General features: G+C 46.6%; 15 protein-coding genes. 1 reads left to right on the top strand and 14 read right to left on the bottom strand.

Translation table 11 applies throughout. From position 1 onward, the window contains the following. Nucleotides 1-57: 57 nt before the first annotated feature. The 10 genes from WKT17_RS10460 to tgt form a co-directional block, all read right to left on the bottom strand. Nucleotides 58-1,221, bottom strand: a complete 1,164-nt coding sequence (locus WKT17_RS10460) for a phosphoglycerate dehydrogenase (RefSeq protein WP_291681958.1) — start codon at nucleotides 1,219-1,221, stop codon at nucleotides 58-60. A gap of 1 nt (nucleotide 1,222) precedes the next feature. Further along, entirely contained in the window at nucleotides 1,223-2,305 is a 1,083-nt protein-coding gene (gene serC, locus WKT17_RS10455; protein WP_173747447.1) for a 3-phosphoserine/phosphohydroxythreonine transaminase, read from the bottom strand. Nucleotides 2,306-2,333: 28 nt separating this feature from the next. After that, nucleotides 2,334-4,019: a biosynthetic-type acetolactate synthase large subunit gene (gene ilvB, locus WKT17_RS10450; protein WP_173747445.1), complete on the bottom strand. Its 1,686-nt coding sequence runs from the start codon at nucleotides 4,017-4,019 to the stop codon at nucleotides 2,334-2,336. 19 nt (nucleotides 4,020-4,038) lie between these two features. Then, nucleotides 4,039-5,706 carry a dihydroxy-acid dehydratase gene (ilvD, locus tag WKT17_RS10445; protein WP_173747443.1) on the bottom strand — a complete coding sequence of 556 codons (1,668 nt, stop codon included), beginning with the start codon at nucleotides 5,704-5,706 and terminating at the stop codon, nucleotides 4,039-4,041. Nucleotides 5,707-5,745: 39 nt separating this feature from the next. Continuing rightward, entirely contained in the window at nucleotides 5,746-6,831 is a 1,086-nt protein-coding gene (gene leuB, locus WKT17_RS10440; protein ID WP_340272710.1) for a 3-isopropylmalate dehydrogenase, read from the bottom strand. 323 nt (nucleotides 6,832-7,154) lie between these two features. Next, on the bottom strand, nucleotides 7,155-8,027 hold the full coding sequence (locus WKT17_RS10435; protein ID WP_173747439.1) for a YitT family protein: 873 nt from the start codon (nucleotides 8,025-8,027) through the stop codon (nucleotides 7,155-7,157). Beyond that, nucleotides 8,024-8,908 (bottom strand): L-serine ammonia-lyase, iron-sulfur-dependent, subunit alpha, encoded by an 885-nt coding sequence (gene sdaAA, locus WKT17_RS10430; protein ID WP_173747437.1) that lies wholly within the window; start codon nucleotides 8,906-8,908, stop codon nucleotides 8,024-8,026. Before sdaAA ends, WKT17_RS10435 begins: the two co-directional genes overlap by 4 nt. Nucleotides 8,909-8,920: 12 nt before the next feature. Then, nucleotides 8,921-9,592 carry an L-serine ammonia-lyase, iron-sulfur-dependent subunit beta gene (sdaAB, locus tag WKT17_RS10425; RefSeq protein ID WP_173747435.1) on the bottom strand — a complete coding sequence of 224 codons (672 nt, stop codon included), beginning with the start codon at nucleotides 9,590-9,592 and terminating at the stop codon, nucleotides 8,921-8,923. A gap of 69 nt (nucleotides 9,593-9,661) precedes the next feature. Then, the gene (gene yajC, locus WKT17_RS10420) at nucleotides 9,662-9,976 is read right to left on the bottom strand and encodes a preprotein translocase subunit YajC (protein ID WP_291681965.1); all 315 of its coding nucleotides are present in this window, start codon (nucleotides 9,974-9,976) and stop codon (nucleotides 9,662-9,664) included. A gap of 145 nt (nucleotides 9,977-10,121) precedes the next feature. Next, entirely contained in the window at nucleotides 10,122-11,258 is a 1,137-nt protein-coding gene (gene tgt, locus WKT17_RS10415; protein WP_173747431.1) for a tRNA guanosine(34) transglycosylase Tgt, read from the bottom strand. A 266-nt stretch (nucleotides 11,259-11,524) separates the two neighbouring features. Here tgt and WKT17_RS10410 point away from each other — a divergent pair, with 266 nt between their 5' ends. After that, a complete protein-coding gene (locus tag WKT17_RS10410) occupies nucleotides 11,525-15,775 on the top strand; it encodes a 2-hydroxyacyl-CoA dehydratase (RefSeq protein ID WP_291681968.1) in 4,251 nt (1,416 codons plus the stop codon). A gap of 75 nt (nucleotides 15,776-15,850) precedes the next feature. Here WKT17_RS10410 and WKT17_RS10405 read toward each other — a convergent pair whose 3' ends face one another. The 4 genes from WKT17_RS10405 to WKT17_RS10390 form a co-directional block, all read right to left on the bottom strand. Beyond that, nucleotides 15,851-17,476, bottom strand: a complete 1,626-nt coding sequence (locus WKT17_RS10405) for a putative polysaccharide biosynthesis protein (protein ID WP_291681970.1) — start codon at nucleotides 17,474-17,476, stop codon at nucleotides 15,851-15,853. Nucleotides 17,477-17,489: 13 nt separating this feature from the next. Further along, nucleotides 17,490-18,164: a uracil-DNA glycosylase gene (gene ung, locus WKT17_RS10400; RefSeq protein WP_173747425.1), complete on the bottom strand. Its 675-nt coding sequence runs from the start codon at nucleotides 18,162-18,164 to the stop codon at nucleotides 17,490-17,492. A 101-nt stretch (nucleotides 18,165-18,265) separates the two neighbouring features. Next, nucleotides 18,266-19,753: a sensor histidine kinase gene (locus WKT17_RS10395; RefSeq protein WP_340272729.1), complete on the bottom strand. Its 1,488-nt coding sequence runs from the start codon at nucleotides 19,751-19,753 to the stop codon at nucleotides 18,266-18,268. Further along, nucleotides 19,753-20,430, bottom strand: coding sequence for a response regulator transcription factor (locus WKT17_RS10390; protein WP_173747423.1), 678 nt, complete (start codon nucleotides 20,428-20,430; stop codon nucleotides 19,753-19,755). Before WKT17_RS10390 ends, WKT17_RS10395 begins: the two co-directional genes overlap by 1 nt. Nucleotides 20,431-20,532 lie beyond the last annotated feature (102 nt).

Genomic DNA, 20,532 nt, shown 5'->3' with positions numbered 1-20,532 from the left:
TGCACCCCTGCACAAGAAAATTTTTCCTATGCAGGCGGCACAGCAGCCTCCCTTCTCTTATTTTACAATTCTGACTCTGTATACGTGCTCAATGGCTTTCAGCGCCTCTGCCACCTGACCGTCAATGGGGGATGCCACATCCAGCATGGTATAAGCATAATCCCCTTTACTTTTATTGGTCATGTTGGCAATATTCACCCCTGCGTCACCCAGGGTTTTGGTAAACTGAGAAATCATGTTCGGCACATTTTTATGGTTAATGGTAATTCTTCCCGCATCCACACATCTTCCGGCGTCACAATCCGGGTAATTCACAGAATTCTTAATGTTTCCGTTTTCCAGATAATCCATAACCTGTTGAACCGCCATAACGGCGCAGTTATCCTCAGATTCCTCTGTAGACGCACCCAGATGCGGGGTTACCAGCGTATTTGGAGCATTGGCTACTACAGGATTGGCAAAATCCGTCACATATTTTTTCACCTTTCCTTCTTCCAGGGCTTTGCACAAAGCCTCTTCATCCACCAGAAGGTCTCTGGCAAAATTCAGAAGAACGACACCATCCTTCATCTGTGCGATTTCTTCCCTGCCAATCATTTTTTTCGTGCTTTCCAGAAGCGGCACATGAATGGTAATATAGTCGCAGTCCCGGTAAATCTCGCTGACTTCATTAATGTGGTGAATGTTTCTGGACAGACTCCATGCTGCATCTACAGAAATAAAGGGGTCATATCCGTAAACTTCCATTCCCAGATGTACCGCTGCATTGGCTACCTTAACGCCTATGGCGCCCAAACCGATAATGCCCAGTTTTTTGCCGCTGATTTCACATCCTGCAAATTTTTTCTTCTCTTTTTCTGCCTTTTTTGCCAAATCATCTGCCGGTTCCTGACTTTTCAGCCACTCAATGCCCCCTACAATGTCTCTGGAAGCCAGAAGCATACCTGCCAGCACCATTTCCTTTACGCCGTTGGCATTGGCTCCCGGTGTGTTAAAAACTACCACGCCCTTTTTTGCCAGTTCCTCCAGGGGAATGTTGTTGACACCTGCACCGGCTCTTGCTACGGCCGATACCTGCTGTGGCAGTTCCATCTGGTGCATATCTGCGCTTCGCACCAGTATGGCATCTGCCTCTGTTGCGCCTTCTGTCTTTTCATATTCCTGATTAAATTCCTTTAAACCCACCTGAGAAATGGGATTCAGACAATGATACCGATACATATTAGACATTCTCCTTCTCAAATTTTTTCATAAAGTCCACCAGAGTTTCCACACCTTCTATCGGCATGGCATTGTAAATGCTGGCTCTCATGCCGCCCACACTTCTGTGGCCTTTCAGATTTTCCAGTCCCGCTTCCTTTGCCTCTTTTACAAATTTCGCATCTAACTGCGCATTTCCGGTTACAAAAGGCACATTCATAAGAGAACGGTCTTTCGGCACAACGGTTCCTTTAAACAAATGGCTTTCATCCAGGAAATCATACAAAAGCTTTGCTTTCTTTTCGTTCCGCTCTTTCATCACAGCAAGACCACCCATATTTTTCAGCCATTTAAAGACTTTGCCGCACATATAAATGCAGTAGCTGTTTGGCGTATTGTACAGAGAGCCTGCGTCTGCATGGGTTTTAAATGTCAGCATGGTGGGCGTGCCTTTCATCACATCTTCGGTAATCAGGTCTTCCCGGATAATGGAAATCACCATGCCGGCCGGGCCGATATTTTTCTGTACGCCGCCGTAGAGAATGCCGTATTTGCTTACATCCACCGGCTCAGACAGGAAACAGGAGGACACATCAGACACCAATGTTTTGCCTTTGGTATTTGGCAGTTTTTTAAATTTTGTACCGTAAATGGTGTTATTTTCACAGATGTACACGTAATCTGCATTGGGACTGATATCCAAATCGGAACAATCCGGTATGTAAGAAAAGGTTTTATCCTCAGAAGAAGCAATCTTGTTTGCCTTTCCGTATTTCTGCGCTTCCTGCCATGCCTTTTTTGCCCACTGTCCGGTGACAATGTAATCTGCCTCCCCGTGCTTCATAAGATTCATGGGAATCATGGCAAACTGCTGGCTGGCCCCTCCCTGCAGAAAAAGCACCTTGTAGTTGTCCGGTATCTGCAGCAAATCTCTCAAATCTGCCTCTGCCTCGTTTAGAATTGTTTCAAACATACCGGAACGGTGACTCATCTCCATAACGGACATGCCGCAGCCTCTGTAATCTAACATTTCATCTGCTGCTTCTCTTAACACTTCCTCCGGCAGTACAGCCGGACCCGCTGAAAAATTGTAAACTCTGCTCATGATGCTTCCTCCTCTGATTTCTCTTTCTTTATTTCTGTCTTTTCTCCAAATCCGCCTCGTCAAAAGCGTCTTCAATGTTGGCTCCTGCCGGAACCATCGGAAATACTTTGTCATCACTGTCAATGATACAGTCCAAAACCACTGTTGTATTTAACCGAATAGCCTCCTGAATAGCCCCGGCCAAATCTTCTTTTCGGGTAACGCGGATTCCCACGGCACCCATGGCTTCTGCCAGCTTCACAAAGTCTACCTTGTCTCTTAACACTGTATTAGAATACCTGCCCTCATAGAACAAAGTCTGCCACTGACGCACCATGCCAAGCACCTGATTGTTGACTACCACCTGAATCAAGGGGAGGTCATTTCTGGTAGCTGTGGCAATCTCATTCATATTCATTCGGAAACAGCCGTCTCCCGCTACATTGATGACAACCTTGTCCGGATTACCCATTTTGGCCCCGATGGCCGCTCCCAGACCGTATCCCATGGTGCCCAGACCACCGGAGGACAGAAACGTACGGGGCATGGTATATTTGTAATACTGGGCCGCCCACATCTGGTGCTGTCCTACTTCTGTCACAATAATGGCTTCTCCATTGGTCTGCTTATACAACTCTTCGATAATACCCGGACCTGTAAGTCCTTCCTGATGATAGGATAAGGGGTATTTCTCCTTCAATTCTTCTATGGTTTCCAACCATTCTTTATGCTCTGCTGCCGGAACCATATGATTTAACTGCTTCAAAACTTCTTTTGCGTCTCCGATAACACTGCAGTCCACCAACACATTTTTATTGATTTCCGCTGCATCTACATCAATATGAAGAATTTTTGCGTTTCGTGCAAAATTCCGCGGATTTCCGATAACGCGGTCAGAAAATCTGGCTCCAATGGCAATGAGCAGGTCGCACTTTGTGACGCCCAGATTGGAGGCTTTGGTTCCGTGCATACCCAACATTCCTGTATAATAAGGGTCTGTACCGGAAAACACGCCTTTTCCCATAAGAGAATCCGTCACCGGACTCTGAATCTTATGGGCCAGTTCTCTGACTTCTTCCCAGGCATTGGCCGCCGCTGCGCCGCCGCCCACAAAAATAAAGGGACGTTTCGCTTCCTGAATCATCTGCGCCGCTTTTTCCAGACTTTCCTGTGTGATTTCTTCCACATAAGGTTTCACCTTTTTCGGCACATAAGGCGTAAATTCTGTTTTATTTGCCGTTACATCTTTGGTAATATCCACAAGTACCGGCCCCGGTCTGCCGCTTTTTGCAATGACAAAAGCACGGCGGATTGTTCTGGCCAGCTTTGTTACGTCCTTCACGATAAAACTGTGCTTGGTAATGGGCATAACCACCCCTGCAATATCCACCTCCTGGAAACTGTCCTTTCCCAGAAGAGGCAGGCCTACGTTGCAGGTAATGGCCACAATGGGGATGGAATCCATATGGGCAGTGGCAATTCCCGTTACCAGATTGGTAGCGCCGGGACCGCTGGTAGCCAGACAGACTCCCACTTTTCCGGTAGAACGGGCATAACCGTCTGCCGCATGGGCCGCCCCCTGCTCATGGGAAGTCAGCACATGATGGATTTCTCCCTGCTGTTTATACAATTCATCATATATGTTCAGTATCGTACCGCCCGGATACCCGAAAACCGTATCGACACCCTGTTCTTTCAGACATTCCATTACGATTTGCGCACCTGTCAGCTGCATAGACAAATCCTCCCTCTGTTTATTTCTGGATTTCCAGTACAGCGCCTCTGTTTCCGCTGGTTACCATAGAGGCATACCGTGCCAGATATCCGGTAGTCACTTTCGGCTCTCTTGGCTGCCATTTCGCTCTTCTGGCCGCCAGCTCTTCCTCGGACACTGCCAGTTCCAGCTTGGTTTCCGGAATGTTAATGCGAATCATATCCCCCTCTTCTACCAAGGCAATAGGACCGCCTACTGCTGCTTCCGGAGAAATATGCCCAATGGAAGCGCCCCTTGACGCACCGGAGAAGCGGCCGTCTGTAATCAGCGCTACACTGGAGCCCAGTCCCATACCGGCAATCGCGGAAGTGGGATTCAGCATTTCCCGCATACCGGGGCCGCCTTTCGGTCCTTCGTAGCGGATAACCACCACATCTCCCGCCACGATTTTACCGCCTTTAATGGCTGCAATGGCGTCTTCCTCACAGTCAAAGACTCTGGCCGGGCCTTCGTGCACCATCATTTCCTCGCATACGGCGCTTCTCTTTACCACACCGCCGTGAGGCGCCAGATTTCCTGTCAGTACGGCAAGTCCCCCTGTCTGGCTGTATGGATTTTCAATAGGACGGATAACTTCCGGATTTTTATTCACACAGTTGGCAATATTCTCTCCCACGGTCTTTCCGGTTACGGTCATACAATCCAGATTCAGCAAATCTTTCTTGGTCAGTTCCTTCATAACAGCCCACACGCCGCCGGCTTCATTCAAATCTTCCATATAGGTAGGGCCTGCCGGTGCCAGATGGCACAGATTTGGCGTTTTGGCACTGATTTCATTGGCAAAGGTTATATCAAAGTCCCAGCCGATTTCATGTGCAATGGCCGGAAGGTGCAGCATGCTGTTGGTTGAGCAGCCCAGAGCCATGTCTACCGTAAGGGCATTCATCAAAGCTTCCTTTGTCATAATATCTCTTGGACGAATGTTTCTTCTGTACATTTCCATAACCTGCATACCTGCATGCTTCGCCAGCTTGATACGCTCGGAATAGACGGCCGGAATGGTTCCGTTTCCTCTTAATCCCATGCCCAGTACCTCAGTCAGGCAGTTCATGCTGTTTGCCGTATACATACCGGAACAGGAACCGCAGGTAGGGCAGACATGGTTTTCAAATTCTTCTACCTCTTCTTCCGTCATAGTTCCTGCGCTGTAAGAGCCCACGGCTTCAAACATGGAGGAAAGGCTTCTCTTCTGTCCCTGCACCTTTCCGGCCAGCATGGGGCCGCCGCTTACAAAGACCGTAGGTACATTGATTCTGGCTGCTGCCATTAAAAGTCCCGGCACATTTTTATCACAGTTAGGCACCATAACCAGGGCGTCAAACTGATGTGCCATAGCCATAGCCTCTGTAGAATCTGCAATCAAATCTCTGGTAACCAGAGAATATTTCATGCCCACATGCCCCATGGCAATGCCGTCGCAGACTGCAATGGCCGGAAATACCACCGGAGTTCCCCCTGCCATGGCAACGCCCAGTTTCACGGCATTTACGATTTTATCCAGGTTCATATGTCCCGGTACGATTTCATTATAAGAGCTGACAATTCCCACCAGCGGTTTTTCCATTTCTTCCTTGGTCATGCCCAAAGCATGAAACAGGGACCTGTGAGGCGCCTGCTGCATTCCTTTTTTTACTGCGTCACTTCTCATCTATCTTCCTTCCTTCCGACCTTTTTATTTGTTCCTTCTCTACTGAATCCGCTCTGCAATGAGACTCCCCATCTGTGCGGTTCCTGTCTTTTTCATTCCTTCAGAGTAAATATCCGGGGTTCTGTAGCCCTCTTCTAATACCTGTGCCACAGCTGCCTCCACTGCGTCCGCTTCTTTATCCAAATCCAAAGAGAAGCGCAGCATCATGGCCGCAGACAAAATGGTGGCAATAGGATTTGCAACGTCTTTTCCTGCAATATCCGGAGCTGAACCATGGCTTGGCTCGTAAAGCCCGAAGCTGGTCTCGTTTAAGCTGGCTGATGACAGCATACCGATAGACCCTGTAACCATACTGGCCTCGTCTGACAAAATATCTCCAAACATATTTTCCGTGAGAATCACATCGAACTGTCCCGGATTATGTACCAGCTGCATCGCACAGTTGTCCACCAGCATATGTTCCAGTGTAATGTCCGGGTAGTTTTTTGCCACCTCTTCCACAACCTTTCTCCACAATCTGGAGGAATCCAATACATTTGCCTTATCCACACTGGTCACTTTTTTTCTTCTTTTGCCTGCAATCTCAAAAGCCTTGATGGCAATTCTGCGAATTTCCTCTTCATTATAAGACAGCGTATCCACGGCTTTTCTCACGCCATTTTCTTCTACCGTCTTGCGTTCTCCGAAATACAGACCTCCCGTTAATTCTCTGACAATAATCATGTCGAAGCCGTCCCCAATAACCTCTTCTTTTAAAGGGCAGGCTTTTCTCAACTCATCATAGAGATAAGCTGGTCTTAAATTAGCAAACAGGTTCAGCGCCTTTCGGATACCCAGAAGGCCTGCCTCCGGTCTCTTGGACGGCTCCAGCTGATACCAGGGGGAAGTCTTTGCGTCTCCGCCGATAGAACCCATCAAAACGGCATCTGCAACCTTTGCTTTCTTTATCGTCTCCTCTGTCAGCGGTACACCGTGTGCATCAATGGAAGCGCCGCCTAAAAGCAATTCTTCATAATGAAACTCATATCCGTACACACTGCAGACTTTATCCAGAACCTTCTTTGCTTCTCTTACAATTTCCGGGCCGATTCCGTCACCGGGAATGTACGCTATATTTCTTTTCATACTGTCACCCTTTCCGCAGTTTTGTCATTTTTTTGTCATTCATAGAATGTAATTAGTAATATGATAATCCTTTTCCTGCCATAATTCAAGCAATAATCCCTTTTGCGCTATACCTTTTCGTTATGGTTTCTATTCCCTGGAATTTTCTAAAGTTTATAGTTCCTTTATTTTGACGACACACAGTGGTCACATTTGTTCTATATACTGGGTATTGTTAAGAAATAGAAGACAGTGGCTGCAGAGTTCACGCGCGTTTGCGGCTGCTGGCCTTCGCCTAAAGACACTCCTGCATATTGCAGGTTTCTATATAGATAGTAACTTTTTTATCCTTTCTCTTTTGTAAATCCTTTCCCCATAACTTCTCTGACATCTGTCACAATCACAAAAGCCTCCGGGTCTGTTTCTTCCACCACTTCTTTTAATTTCACAAGTTCCTTTTTCCCTACCACACAGAACAGCATTTTCCTGTCCTGACGGGAATAAATCCCCTGAGCATAAATCCCTGTCAGCCCCCGGTTCAGCTCTTCCATAATCCTTTTAGATACCAGTTCTTCCTTTTCCGTAATCACATAAGCCCCTTTTGCAAAATGCATTCCTTCCATAAAGCGGTCCGCAGTCCAGGAGGTAATAAAAATCGCCACTGCCGCATACAGAGCCTTATGAATCCCAAAGACAAAAATCCCCAGCAGCACCACACTTCCATCTATAACCTGCAGAATCTGGGGAATGGAATAACCGCGCAGCTTATGTTGTATCAGAGCCGCTGCCATATCCGTTCCTCCAGTGGTTCCCTGTCCCAGAAAAATACAGCCGATTCCCACTCCCATAATGACTCCTGCCGCAAGGGCCGCCAACAGCATATCATCCTGAATCAGAGGAATGGGCGGTATGAAATACAGCCAGAAAGACAGACACAGAGCGCCAAAAACCGATTTTTTTGTAAACTCCCAGCCCTTTATCCAGATACCCAGGAAAAACAAAGGAATATTCAGCACTGCATTGGTAAACCAAAGAGGAATCCCGCCGTCTATCCAGTTCTCTGAAAGGCTCTTTATCACAATTCCCAGACCGGAAAATCCTCCTGTCACCATCTGCAGGGCATCATAGATAGAATTAATGGCAACGGACATAATCCCGGTTCCCAGAATAATCAGCAGATAAGAACGATATCGTCTTTTTTGTTGTGTACCGGTCACGCTTTTCCTCCTCCGAAAATTTCACAGGTTCTCTTACAGGCCGCTTCTGTTCCCGCACAGCCTCCCAATGCGCTCTCCCTCAGTTCAAAGGGCAGACTTCTTCCCACATGGTACATGGCTTCTGCCATTTCATCAAAGGGAATCATCTGCACCACACCGGCCAGCGCCTGCTCCGCACACACAAGAGCATTGGCGGATCCCATGGAGTTCCGTGTCTGACAGGGAGCCTCCACCAGCCCCGCCACCGGGTCGCAAACCAGTCCCAGGAGATTGGACAAAGCTGTAGAGGCTGCGTCCAGGCACATCTGCGGGCTTCCACCCATGACTTCCACGGCAGCAGCAGCAGCCATAGCAGACGCCGCCCCCACTTCCGCCTGACAGCCTGCTTCCGCCCCTGCCACAGAAGCGTTGCGCATAAGCAGATACCCCACAGCTCCTGCGGTATAGAGCCCGTTTAAAATCTCCTCATCTTTCAGCTGATATTCTTCCTGCAGAGCCAGAAGTACCCCCGGCACCACTCCGGAAGAACCTGCAGTCGGTGCAGCTACAATCACACCCATAGAGGCATTGACCTCCAGGACGGCCATGGCATAAGTCATAGCTTTTGACAGCATAGTTCCACAGATAGATTTCCCCATACGGCGGTGTTCCTCTAACTTCTTTGCCTCTCCGCCAATCAGTCCTCCTACGGACTTCACCGGCTGTATCAACGGTTCTTTTACCGAATTTTTCATGATTTCCAGAGCTTTTCTCATTTTTACTTCTACTTCTTCTCCACGCATCTGAGAAATCTCGGTTTCCCGTATTTTCATAACCTGAGATATGGAAAGTCCCTGTTCTGCACATAGCTGCAGCAATTCTGTTCCATGATTAAAATCCATTTTCCTGTCCTCCTATAACTGCACCAGCATAATATCCGATACCAGTGGATTTTCTCTGATTTTTTCCAATACTTCTTTTGGAATCTTCTCGTCTGATTCCACAATGGTAAACGCTGCCGCACCTTTCTCCTCCCGAAACAGACGCATAAAGGCAATGTTCACCCCTTCCTCACTTAGAATCTTTGTAATATGGGCCACCACACCCGGTTTATCTGTCTGACTGACAATCAGGGTACTGTACTCTCCTGTAAAGTCTACTTCTATCTGGTTCAGCTTCACAATCTTTACTTTTCCGCCGCCCAGAGAAACGCCACGGACAAAAAGCCGCTCTCCGTTTGTTCCCTGAATATCCATATCCGCAGTATTGGGATGAATATCGTCCGGCTCTTCTTCCGCTTTTGAAAAGCTGTATGCAATTCCCGCCTTTTTTGCCAATTCCAGAGAATCCCGAATCCGCAAATCATCGGTTTCAAATCCCATGATACCGCCCAGAAGCGCCCTGTCCGTACCATGTCCCCGATAGGTTCTGGCAAAAGAACCATACAGAGTGAACTGCACCTGCCGAATGGTTCCCGGAAACAGTTTTCTGGCCAGCAGAGCCATAGAGGCTGCGCCCGCTGTGTGGGAACTGGACGGCCCTACCATATTAGGACCAATCACTTCAAACAAACTGATACCTGTCATAATCTTCTCCTTTTCTTATGAAAGAAAAAGGTACTGCAGGATATCCCGTCAGTACCTCTCATTCTCATTTTACTCTGCAACTCCGTCGCTTGCTTTTTCTACTTCGGCAATCGCACTTTTTCTCATTGGAATTCTGCAGTTTCTGTTGTTTCCAAATTCCACAATGACATCTTCTTCTGTAATATCAATCAAGATACCATAGAAACCACTTGTTGTAACGACACTGTCGCCCACTTCCATAGCTGCCAGCATGCTTTTTACTCTCTGCTGCTCTTTTTTCTGAGGTCTCATAATCATGAAATACATCAAAAGAAAAAATACCACCAGCGGTAAGAACAAAGTAATCATGCCTCCTGTGCCGCCTGCTGCTGTTGATAATAACATCCTGCTTCCTCCTGAACCTTAAACTTTGTCTGTCAGACTGATAGACATTATTGTTATAATACACAATTTTTCTTGTTTCTTCAAGTATTTTCTCCGGTTTTTCCCAAATTTAATAGTTTTTTTATATGGGAGAAAAACGGTTTTCTTATTTCCCTGCTCCTAAAGCCATGCTTTCCAATTTCCGTGCCTTATATTCTTCGTAGCACCCTTTATCCAGCGCATCTCTGATTTCTTCCATCATCGTATTGTAGAAATACAAATTATGCAGTACACAAAGACGCATACCCAGCATTTCTTTTGCCTTTAACAGATGACGGATATAAGCTCTGCTGTAATGGCGGCAGGCCGGACACTGACATCCCTCCTCAATAGGACGGGAATCCAGTTCATATTTCGCATTAAAAAGATTTATCTTGCCGAAATTGGTATACACATGACCGTGGCGTCCATTACGGCTGGGGTACACACAGTCAAAGAAGTCCACGCCTCTTGACACGGCCTCCAGAATATTGGCAGGCGTTCCCACTCCCATGAGGTAGGTGGGCTTATTCACCGGAAGATGGGGTACTACACTGTCCAGAATCCGGTACATTTCTTCATGGGTTTCCCCCACAGCCAGACCACCGACAGCATAACCATCCAAATCCATTTTGGAAATGGTTTCTGCATGGGCAATACGGATATCATCGTAAATGGCGCCCTGATTAATTCCGAACAAAAGCTGATGGGGATTTACGGTATCCTCCAGCTGATTCAGCCTTGCCATCTCGTCCTTACATCTCTGCAGCCATCTGGTGGTGCGGTCTACAGAATTCTGCACATACTCTCTGCTGGCCACACTGGACGGACATTCGTCAAACGCCATGGCAATGGTGGAGCCCAGATTGGACTGAATCTGCATACTCTCCTCCGGTCCCATAAAAATCTTTCTTCCATCTACATGTGAGTTAAAATACACGCCCTCTTCTTTGATTTTTCTCAATTTTGAGAGAGAAAATACCTGAAATCCGCCGGAATCCGTTAAAATAGGGCGGTCCCAGTTCATAAACTTGTGCAGTCCTCCCAACTGCTTCACAATGTGGTCACCGGGGCGCACATGGAGATGATAGGTATTGGACAATTCCACCTGGGTTTTGATTTCGTGCAAATCCGTGGTAGCCACAGCCCCCTTAATAGCTGCCGCTGTACCCACATTCATAAACACGGGAGTCTCAATGGTTCCGTGTACGGTTTCCAGACGGGCTCTCTTTGCCCTGCCTTCCTGCTTCAGTACGGTATACATAAATTTATTTTCCTCTTCTTCCTGTCTTTTCTCTATGTTTTACATGCCATAGGAGAATGTGATTTCTCTTTTTATGGAATCTGACCAAAAATAGTCAGAATTCTTTTTTGTTACAGAGTTCATTTTATCATATCCCTTATTTAAACGCAATGCAGAAAAATATTGGGAATTGTTTTTTTTGACATTTTGTCGTATAATGTAGCTTGATTTTTTTATGAACATATAATAAATAAGTAGAAACACATACAAGAAGGAGGTTTCTGACTATGTCAGAAGAAAAAAAAACACAGACACCCCGACACCTTCTGGGCATTGATATTGGTTCCACCACTGTCAAAATTGCCATTTTAGACCATGACTCTCATTTACTTTTTTCTGATTACAAACGGCATTTTGCAGATATCCAGAATACGCTGGCGGACCTTTTGGACGAAGCTTGCCATTCCCTGGGTGAAATTTCTGCGGCACCTGTCATTACAGGCTCCGGAGGACTGACCCTTGCCAATCATCTGGAAGTTCCTTTTGTACAGGAAGTCATTGCAGTTTCCACTTCTCTTGAAAAACTGGCCCCAAAGACAGATGTGGCAATTGAACTTGGAGGAGAGGATGCAAAAATTATCTATTTTGAAGGCGGCAATGTAGAGCAGCGTATGAACGGTATCTGCGCCGGAGGAACCGGCTCTTTCATCGACCAGATGGCTTCTCTTCTGCAGACTGACGCACCGGGTTTGAACGAATATGCCAAAAATTACAAGGCGCTCTATCCCATTGCAGCCAGATGTGGTGTATTTGCCAAAACAGACATTCAGCCTCTGATTAATGAAGGCGCTACCAAGGAAGACCTGGCTGCCTCCATTTTCCAGGCTGTGGTAAACCAGACCATCAGCGGTCTGGCCTGTGGTAAGCCTATCCGTGGACATGTGGCTTTTCTGGGCGGTCCCCTGCATTTTCTCTCTGAGTTAAAGACCGCTTTTATCCGCACCTTAAATCTGGACGAAGAACATACCATTGTTCCGGAAAATTCCCACCTGTTCGCAGCCATAGGCTCCGCTCTGAATTCCAAAGAGGACGCAAAGAATGTCAGCCTGCTTTCCATGCGTGACCGTCTCAGAGCTGCCATTGCGATGGACTTTGAGGTAGACCGTATGGAGCCCCTCTTTGCTTCCAAAGAAGATTATCAGGCCTTTAACCGCCGCCAGAGCAAGTACAACGTAAAAACAGGGGAGCTTTCCACTTACCGCGGAAACTGCTATCTGGGAATCGATGCCGGTTCTACCACCACGAAAGCCGCGCTGGTAGGGGAAGACGGCTCTCTGCTCTACTCTTTTTACAGCAATAACAACGGCAATCCCCTGGCTACGTCTATCCGGGCTATCCAGGAAATCTATGAACAGCTTCCCGCCGGAGCCAGAATTGCCTGGTCCTGTTCTACCGGATACGGAGAAGCACTGATAAAAGCGGCTTTAATGCTGGACGAAGGTGAGGTAGAAACCGTTTCCCATTACTATGCCGCTGCCTTTTTCGATCCGGAGGTAGACTGTATTCTGGACATCGGCGGCCAGGATATGAAGTGTATCAAAATCAAAGACCAGACCGTAGACAGCGTACAGTTAAATGAGGCCTGCTCATCCGGCTGCGGCTCCTTTATCGAAACCTTTGCGAAATCCTTAAATTACAGTGTACAGGACTTTGCAAAAGCCGCTCTTTTTGCCGAACACCCCATTGATTTAGGCACCCGCTGTACGGTTTTCATGAATTCAAAAGTAAAACAGGCTCAAAAAGAAGGCGCTTCTGTTGCGGACATTTCCGCCGGACTGGCTTATTCTGTTATCAAAAATGCCCTTTACAAGGTTATTAAAGTTTCTGACGCCTCGGAACTGGGCAGACACATTGTAGTACAGGGTGGAACGTTCTATAATGACGCAGTGCTGCGCAGTTTTGAAAAAATTGCACAGTGCGAAGCCATCCGTCCGGATATTGCCGGCATTATGGGCGCATTCGGCGCTGCCCTGATTGCAAGGGAACGCTATGACAAAGAGAAAGCTTCCACCATGCTACCTATAGAGAAAATCAATACCCTGGAATACAAAACCACCATGGCCAACTGTAAAGGCTGTACCAACAACTGCCGTCTGACCATTAACAAATTTTCCGGCGGACGCCAGTATATTTCCGGCAACCGCTGTGAACGCGGTATCGGCAAAGAGAAGAACAAAGACCATATACCCAACTTATACGAATATAAATATAAAAAGCTGTTCTCCTATGTGCCGCTTACTCCTGACAAGGCCCCCAGAGGACAGGTGGGGATTCCCCGTGTACTGAATCTGTTTGAGAACTATCCTTTCTGGTATACGTTTTTCACCAATTTGGGATATCAGGTGGTGCTGTCTCCCACTTCTACCAGGAAAATTTACGAACTGGGCATTGAATCCATCCCCAGCGAATCCGAGTGTTACCCGGCAAAGCTGGCACACGGACACGTTTCCTGGCTGTTAAAACAAGGAGTGAAATATATCTTCTACCCTTGTATTCCTTACGAAAGACAGGAGTTTGACGATTCGGTCAACCACTACAACTGCCCTATCGTAACCTCTTATGCGGAGAATATTAAAAACAATGTGGATGAATTAAAAGACCCGTCCATCCGGTTCCACAATCCTTTCCTCTCTCTTACCGGGGAAGACACTGTAACCGATCGGCTGGTACAGGAATTTCCGGATATTCCCGCTGCAGAAGTCCGCAAAGCTGCACATTTAGCCTGGGAAGAACTGTCTGCCTGCAGAGAAGACATCAAAAGAAAAGGCGAAGAAACCCTGGCTTACCTGGACAAAACCGGCAGACGGGGGATTGTGCTTGCCGGACGCCCTTACCACATTGACCCGGAAATCCACCACGGTATCCCGGATTTGATTAATTCCTATGGACTGGCCGTGCTGACAGAGGATTCCATTTCCCACCTGGCTCCCCTTGAGCGCCCTCTCCGTGTCAATGACCAGTGGATGTACCACACAAGGCTTTACGCTGCCGCAAACTTTGTAAAAGAACGGGAGAATCTGGATTTGATTCAGTTAAACTCTTTTGGCTGCGGTTTGGACGCCGTTACCACAGACCAGGTAAATGAAATTCTTTCCCAAAGCGGAAAAATCTATACCTGCCTGAAAATTGACGAGGTGAACAACTTAGGAGCTGCCCGTATCCGCGTCCGCTCCCTGATTGCTGCCATCAAGGCCAAGGAACAACAGCACAAACAGAGAAATATCCTGCCCTCCTCTATAGAGCGTGTGCCGTTTACAGAGGAAATGCGGAAGAATTACACCATTTTATGTCCCCAGATGTCGCCCATTCATTTTAACATTCTGCAGGCAGCTTTCTGTGCCAGCGGATACAACCTGGAGGTTCTGCCAAACGACAACAAAGAAGCCGTGGATGTGGGACTGAAATACGTAAACAACGACGCCTGCTACCCTTCCCTTATGGTAGTCGGACAGATTATGCAGGCGCTGCTTTCGGGAAAATATGACTTACATAAGGTGGCGATTATTATGTCCCAGACAGGGGGCGGCTGCCGTGCTTCCAACTATATCGGCTTTATCCGCCGGGCTCTTGCCAAAGCAGATATGTCCTATATTCCGGTTATATCCATCAACTTAAGCGGTTTGGAATCCAACCCGGGCTTTAAGATTACGCCAAAGCTGGCCACACGTCTGGCTTACGGCGCTGTATTCGGCGATATTCTTATGAAATGTGTGTACCGTATGCGCCCCTACGAGGTGGTAAAAGGCTCTGCCAATGCCCTGCACCGCAAATGGGAAAAACGTTGTATCTCTTTCTTAAGCAGCAGACATACGGCTTTCGCACAGTTTAACCGTATCTGCCGGGAAATGATTCGAGAATTTGACGCTCTGCCTATTACAGACGAGAAAAAGCCAAGAGTCGGCATTGTAGGCGAAATTCTGGTAAAATTCCTGCCTGCGGCCAACAACCATCTGGCAGAACTGCTGGAAAAGGAAGGAGCCGAAGCGGTTTGTCCGGATTTGATTGACTTTATGTGTTACTGCTTCTATAACCTGAATTTCAAATCCGATTATCTGGGCTTTAAGAAATCGCTGGCCCAAAAAGGAAAGCTGGGAATTTCTGCTATTGAATTTATCCGCAGTGCAGCAAACAAAGAGTTTGAAAAGAGTAAACACTTTACGCCATCTGCCAGAATTGAAGATTTGGCAAAAATGGCAGAACCCATTGTTTCTCTCGGAAATCAGACGGGCGAGGGCTGGTTCCTCACCGGAGAAATGATGGAGCTCATTCACGGAAACGTGCCAAATATTGTCTGTATTCAGCCTTTCGGCTGTCTGCCTAACCACATTGTAGGTAAAGGCGTTATCAAGGCCATTCGCAGCGATTATCCGGAAGCCAACATTGTAGCCGTAGACTACGACCCCGGAGCCAGCGAAGTGAATCAGCTAAACCGTATCAAACTGATGCTTTCCACTGCATTTAAGAAGCTGCAGCCTTAAAAACGGTTATTTTTTTCTATGGAAAAAGAGAGTTGCATGGACAAGAAAAGCAACTCTCTTTTTCATTTCACTTTTTTATTTCACTAAATGGAGTTTCCGGCTTATTTTTGCCAGAACCACACCTCCCGGCACTCCTGCCAGTGTCTCTGCGTCAGGTTTTGCCGCTGCAAGATATACCACAAAATATATGCCTGCTCCCAGTACAATGGCCGGTATCAGAGCCAGGAAATTGGATTTCAGCACAGCATGCAGTCCCTGGTATGACAGGAATGCTGCAAGCCCCATAGGTACAGAGGCCAGAAAAGGAGGAAGATAGGCTTCCTTCCAGGGATTTTCATATCCCAGTTCTTTTTTCATAGAGCGGTCATTTAACACACACATCACCAGCGCGTAGACAATCATAGCAATAACCACCGTATAAATCCCCAAGTTTGTGGCAAACATCAGCACAGTCATAACAACCACATCAACCCCAAGGGCAATGGCCGCGTGAATCATGGGTAAATTGGCTTTGCCAATCCCCTGCAGCACACCGTTGGAGATATTAGACATTCCGTTCATGATTACCGTAATGACACCCAGCATCATCAGGCGCCCCGCTGTACCGTCTGTGGTAGAAAACAACAGCTTCGTCACAGGTCCGGCCAGCGCAAACAGCCCTACGCTGCAGGGGATAGAAATAAACATACTCAGCCAGGTTGCTTTATTGATTTTTTCCTTTACAGTCAAAATATCTCCTCTGGCATACGCTGCGGATACCTCCGGCATCATAGAAGTAGGGGCTGTACTGGACAGGGTCAGCGGAATATTAATAATTGTCAGAAAGAAACCGCACTCTGCATAAAGTCCTTCCACCACGCTGCTTTTCATTCCCTTCAATCCGGAAATCGTGGTATAAATCATACTGTTAATGTATCCGTTTACATTGTACAAAAAGGCACTGAGCAAAATGGGCGCCATAATCAGAATCAGCGTCTTCATGACCGCCCTGTAGCTTTCATCTACCGAAACCCTGTCTTTGGCTATTTTTTTCTGAATCCCTCTGCGGTTTACCTGATAAACAAAAAGCATAAACAACAGGGCGGTAAGCACTCCGGCCCCTGTTCCCATGGTTGCACCTGCCGCACTCCAGCTTCGCAGGGTATTTTCGGGTGCATCGGCAAAATGATGTACCATAAAGTTAGCCATAACAAGGGCCACAACAGCCACTGCAGTCTGCTCTACAATCTGAGAAATAGAAGTCGGCAGCATGTTGCGGTAAGCCTGGAAATAACCCCGGAACACTCCCAAAATTCCTGAGAGAAAAATCGTAGGCGCTAAAAACTGCAATGCCAGTCTGGCATTTGCCATACGCTCCGGCACCAGAATCGGTGCGCCTGCAACACAGACAATGGCTACTGCGCCTCCTACCACCACTGCATATAAAAGCGCACCTTTAAAGATTTTCTGGGCGTCCCGGTATCGTTTAAAGGCCAGCCGTTCCGCCATAATCTTAGACACAGCCTGGGGAATGCTGAAAGAGGCAATCATCAGCAAAATAAAGTACACATTTTGAGCAAATTGAAAGCAGCCAAAACTTTCCTTTCCCATAGTACTGGAAAGAGGACTTTTATAAATCAGTCCGATAATCTTGGAAATCAGCGCAGCCACCATCAGAAACGAAGCATTTTTTACTAAAGTATTGTCATTTTTCTTTCCCATGTATTTTCATCCTCTATCTGTTTTCTATCTGCCAGTCAATGGTCGAAAGCCCTTGGCTTTCCAGAAATGCATTGGCTTTGCTGAAATGCCTGCACCCGAAAAAGCCCCGGTAGGCAGACAGCGGGCTGGGATGAGGAGCCTCTAGAATCAAATGTTTGGGATTGGTCAGCATGCTGCGCTTCATCTGTGCCGGGCGTCCCCAAAGCAGAAAAACCATGGGTCTGTCCTGCTCATTCAGTATTTGGATAGCCGCATCCGTAAATTGTTCCCATCCAATCCCTCTGTGAGAATTGGCCTGGTGGGCCCGCACAGTCAGCACTGTATTCAGAAGCAGTACGCCCTGCTTTGCCCATTTTTCCAGATAGCCATTATTCGGAATAAAGCAGCCGCAGTCCTCATGCAGTTCCTGGTAAATGTTTACCAGCGAAGGAGGAATTTCCACATCTGGCTTCACGGAAAAACAAAGTCCATGAGCCTGTCCGTCATTGTGATACGGGTCCTGCCCTAAAATCACAACCTTCACTTCATCAAGCGGCGTAAAATGAAACGCGTTAAAAATATCATCCGGTGCAGGAAATATCTTTCTCTGCTGATATTCCTGTCCCACCTTGTCAAACAATTCTTTATAGTAGGCTTTCTTAAATTCCGGCTTTAAAGCCTCCAGCCATTGTCCCTGTAAAGGCGGCATTCGTATTCCCTCCTTTGTTTTTTTACATTTTCTTAGTTTAGCAGAATACGTTTTAAAATGCAAATCCAACCCAGGGATTTTTTACCTTTTTTTATCTGTTTTTACATTTTTTGACACTCCGTTTTTTGACCGTCTGCGCAGGAGAGCTCAAACCAGAATTCTACACCATTGCTGTAATTTTTCACTCCGCATTTCTGGTGCATACTGTCCATAATAGCCTTGACAATGGACAGCCCGATACCGCTGCCGCCGTATTCTCTTGTTCTGGCTTTATCCACCTTGTAGAATTTTACCCAGACCTTATCCAAATCCTCCTCCGGTATGACGTCCCCTGTATTAAAAACAGAGAGTCTTACGGTATCCTGACGTATTTCCGTCTTAATTTCAATCTTCTTTTCATAGTCCACATGATTCAAAGCATTGGACACATAGTTGGTAACAACTTCCTCCATTTTAAATTCATCGCCCCATACATATACAGGTTCTGTCTGGTTAAAATGAATTTCTGCCCCCTTTTGTTCTGCCAGAAGCCGCGCAGACTGCACGACCCCGCTCACCAAATCTGTCAGGTCAAAACGCTCCATAGCAACTGTATCATTACCAAATTCCAGTTGGTTCAGTGTCAGCAATTTCTTTACCATCTGATTCATCTTTCCGGCTTCATCCACAATGACCTCGCAGTAAAATTCCCGGCTCTGGGCGTCGTCATTGATACATTCCTGCAGACCTTCTGCGTACCCCTGAATCAGGGCGATGGGGGTTTTCAGCTCATGAGACACATTCGCCAGAAATTCCTTCCGCATTTCGTCAATTTCTTCCTTTTTGGCAATATCCTGCTGCAGCTCATTATTGGCTGTTTTCAGTTCGGAAATGGTTTTTTCCAAGTCTTCAGAAAGCTTATTCAGATTATTTCCTAAAACACCAATTTCATCCTGGCTGGTGCTGTGATATTTCACATCAAAATGCAGGTCTGCCATTTCCCTGGAAATATCACTGAGGGTCTGCAGCGGTCTGATAATCCGTCTCGACATAATCCAGATAATCACTGAACTGATCAAAATCGTAGCAAGGCCAATATACAGATAAAACATGTTGGAAATTTGTGCGCTGTCCCGAATACTCTGAATCGGTGTACGAATCATAAAACTGCTCTTATCGTCCAGATTCCCGTACATGCAGACCACGTCCATGGTACTGGCGTCTCCGCTTATTTTCGTTACTACATAATTGTCCTTTTGCTCCATAATCACCCGTTTTCCCCTGGAAAACTGAGACTCAAACTGCATGTAAGCCAGCATTTCCGCCTCATCCTTTGTGGTACTGTAGCAATTTCCAAAAGGGTCTACCACAATCAAACGGAAATTTTTTTCTGCCAGATATTTCTTAAATGCGTCATCATCATTCAAAGCACTGTACTGGTAATTGTCCACATTGTTTAAGGCCTGATAAACATTCTTTAGACTGTCTGTTTTCCTGGCAAGGTAGTATTTCTCTAAAAACAGAGAATTCACCCCCAGCATTACCGCCAGAGACAGGCACATAATCACAATGTAAGTAACTGCCAGTCTGATTTTAATGGATTTTTTCATCATGACACCTCAAATTTATATCCCATACCCCAAATGGTTTTGATGTACTCTCCCTTATCGCCCATTTTACTCCTCAGTTTCTTTACATGGGTATCAATGGTTCTGGCATCGCCAAAATAATCATAATTCCATACAGAATTTAAAATCTTTTCTCTGGAAAGGGCAATTCCCTGATTTTCCAAAAAATAGCTGAGCAGTTCAAATTCCTTGTAGCTTAATTCTATAGGGGTACCGTCAATGGCCGCAATATGGGCAGTTTTATTGATTTCAATACCGCCTGCGCTCAAAAGTTCATCTGCACCGATAGAACTGGTACGCCGCAAAATAGCTTCCACCCTGGCTACCAGAATCTTCGGGCTGAAAGGTTTTGAAATATACTCGTCTACTCCCAGTTCAAATCCTAAAAGTTCGTCCCGCTCATCGCCTCTGGCTGTCAACATAATAATCGGCACTTTGGACTCTCTCCGAATTTCCCGGCATACCTCCCAGCCGTCCATCTTGGGCATCATCACGTCCAGAATCAACAAGGAAATGTCTTTCTTTTTATAGAATATATCAAGAGCCTCTTCCCCGTCTCCGGCTTCCAATACCTCAAAATCCTGTTTTACAAGGAAATCCCTTACCAGTTTTCTCATTCTGCTCTCGTCATCCACAACCAGTATTCTGCATTTATCCATGGTCTTTTCCTCCTTCGCACTGTAATGTATAGTATAGCAGACAAATTTGTCAAAAATGTGAAATTTCTTCGCATGGTTTCCGTTCCAAAAACAAAAAAGGAA

Source organism: Blautia sp. HCN-20427, from assembly GCF_037890365.1.
Classification (GTDB): Bacteria; Bacillota; Clostridia; order Lachnospirales; family Lachnospiraceae; genus Blautia.
This window is presented reverse-complemented; position numbering and strand designations above follow the sequence as displayed.

Bases quoted from the DNA above. Each gene is read 5' to 3' on its own strand.
- WKT17_RS10390 (WP_173747423.1), bottom strand. From the start codon at position 20,430: ATGGATAAATGCAGAATACTGGTTGTGGATGACGAGAGCAGAATGAGA.
- leuB (WP_340272710.1), bottom strand. From the start codon at position 6,831: ATGAAAAGAAATATAGCGTACATTCCCGGTGACGGAATCGGCCCGGAA.
- ilvB (WP_173747445.1), bottom strand. From the start codon at position 4,019: ATGCAGCTGACAGGTGCGCAAATCGTAATGGAATGTCTGAAAGAACAG.
- tgt (WP_173747431.1), bottom strand. From the start codon at position 11,258: ATGTATACCGTACTGAAGCAGGAAGGCAGGGCAAAGAGAGCCCGTCTG.
- WKT17_RS10395 (WP_340272729.1), bottom strand. From the start codon at position 19,753: ATGAAAAAATCCATTAAAATCAGACTGGCAGTTACTTACATTGTGATT.
- WKT17_RS10410 (WP_291681968.1), top strand. From the start codon at position 11,525: ATGTCAGAAGAAAAAAAAACACAGACACCCCGACACCTTCTGGGCATT.
- WKT17_RS10460 (WP_291681958.1), bottom strand. From the start codon at position 1,221: ATGTATCGGTATCATTGTCTGAATCCCATTTCTCAGGTGGGTTTAAAG.
- yajC (WP_291681965.1), bottom strand. From the start codon at position 9,976: ATGTTATTATCAACAGCAGCAGGCGGCACAGGAGGCATGATTACTTTG.
- sdaAA (WP_173747437.1), bottom strand. From the start codon at position 8,908: ATGGATTTTAATCATGGAACAGAATTGCTGCAGCTATGTGCAGAACAG.
- ung (WP_173747425.1), bottom strand. From the start codon at position 18,164: ATGCCGCCTTTACAGGGACAATGGCTGGAGGCTTTAAAGCCGGAATTT.
- serC (WP_173747447.1), bottom strand. From the start codon at position 2,305: ATGAGCAGAGTTTACAATTTTTCAGCGGGTCCGGCTGTACTGCCGGAG.
- WKT17_RS10405 (WP_291681970.1), bottom strand. From the start codon at position 17,476: ATGGGAAAGAAAAATGACAATACTTTAGTAAAAAATGCTTCGTTTCTG.
- ilvD (WP_173747443.1), bottom strand. From the start codon at position 5,706: ATGAGAAGTGACGCAGTAAAAAAAGGAATGCAGCAGGCGCCTCACAGG.
- sdaAB (WP_173747435.1), bottom strand. From the start codon at position 9,592: ATGACAGGTATCAGTTTGTTTGAAGTGATTGGTCCTAATATGGTAGGG.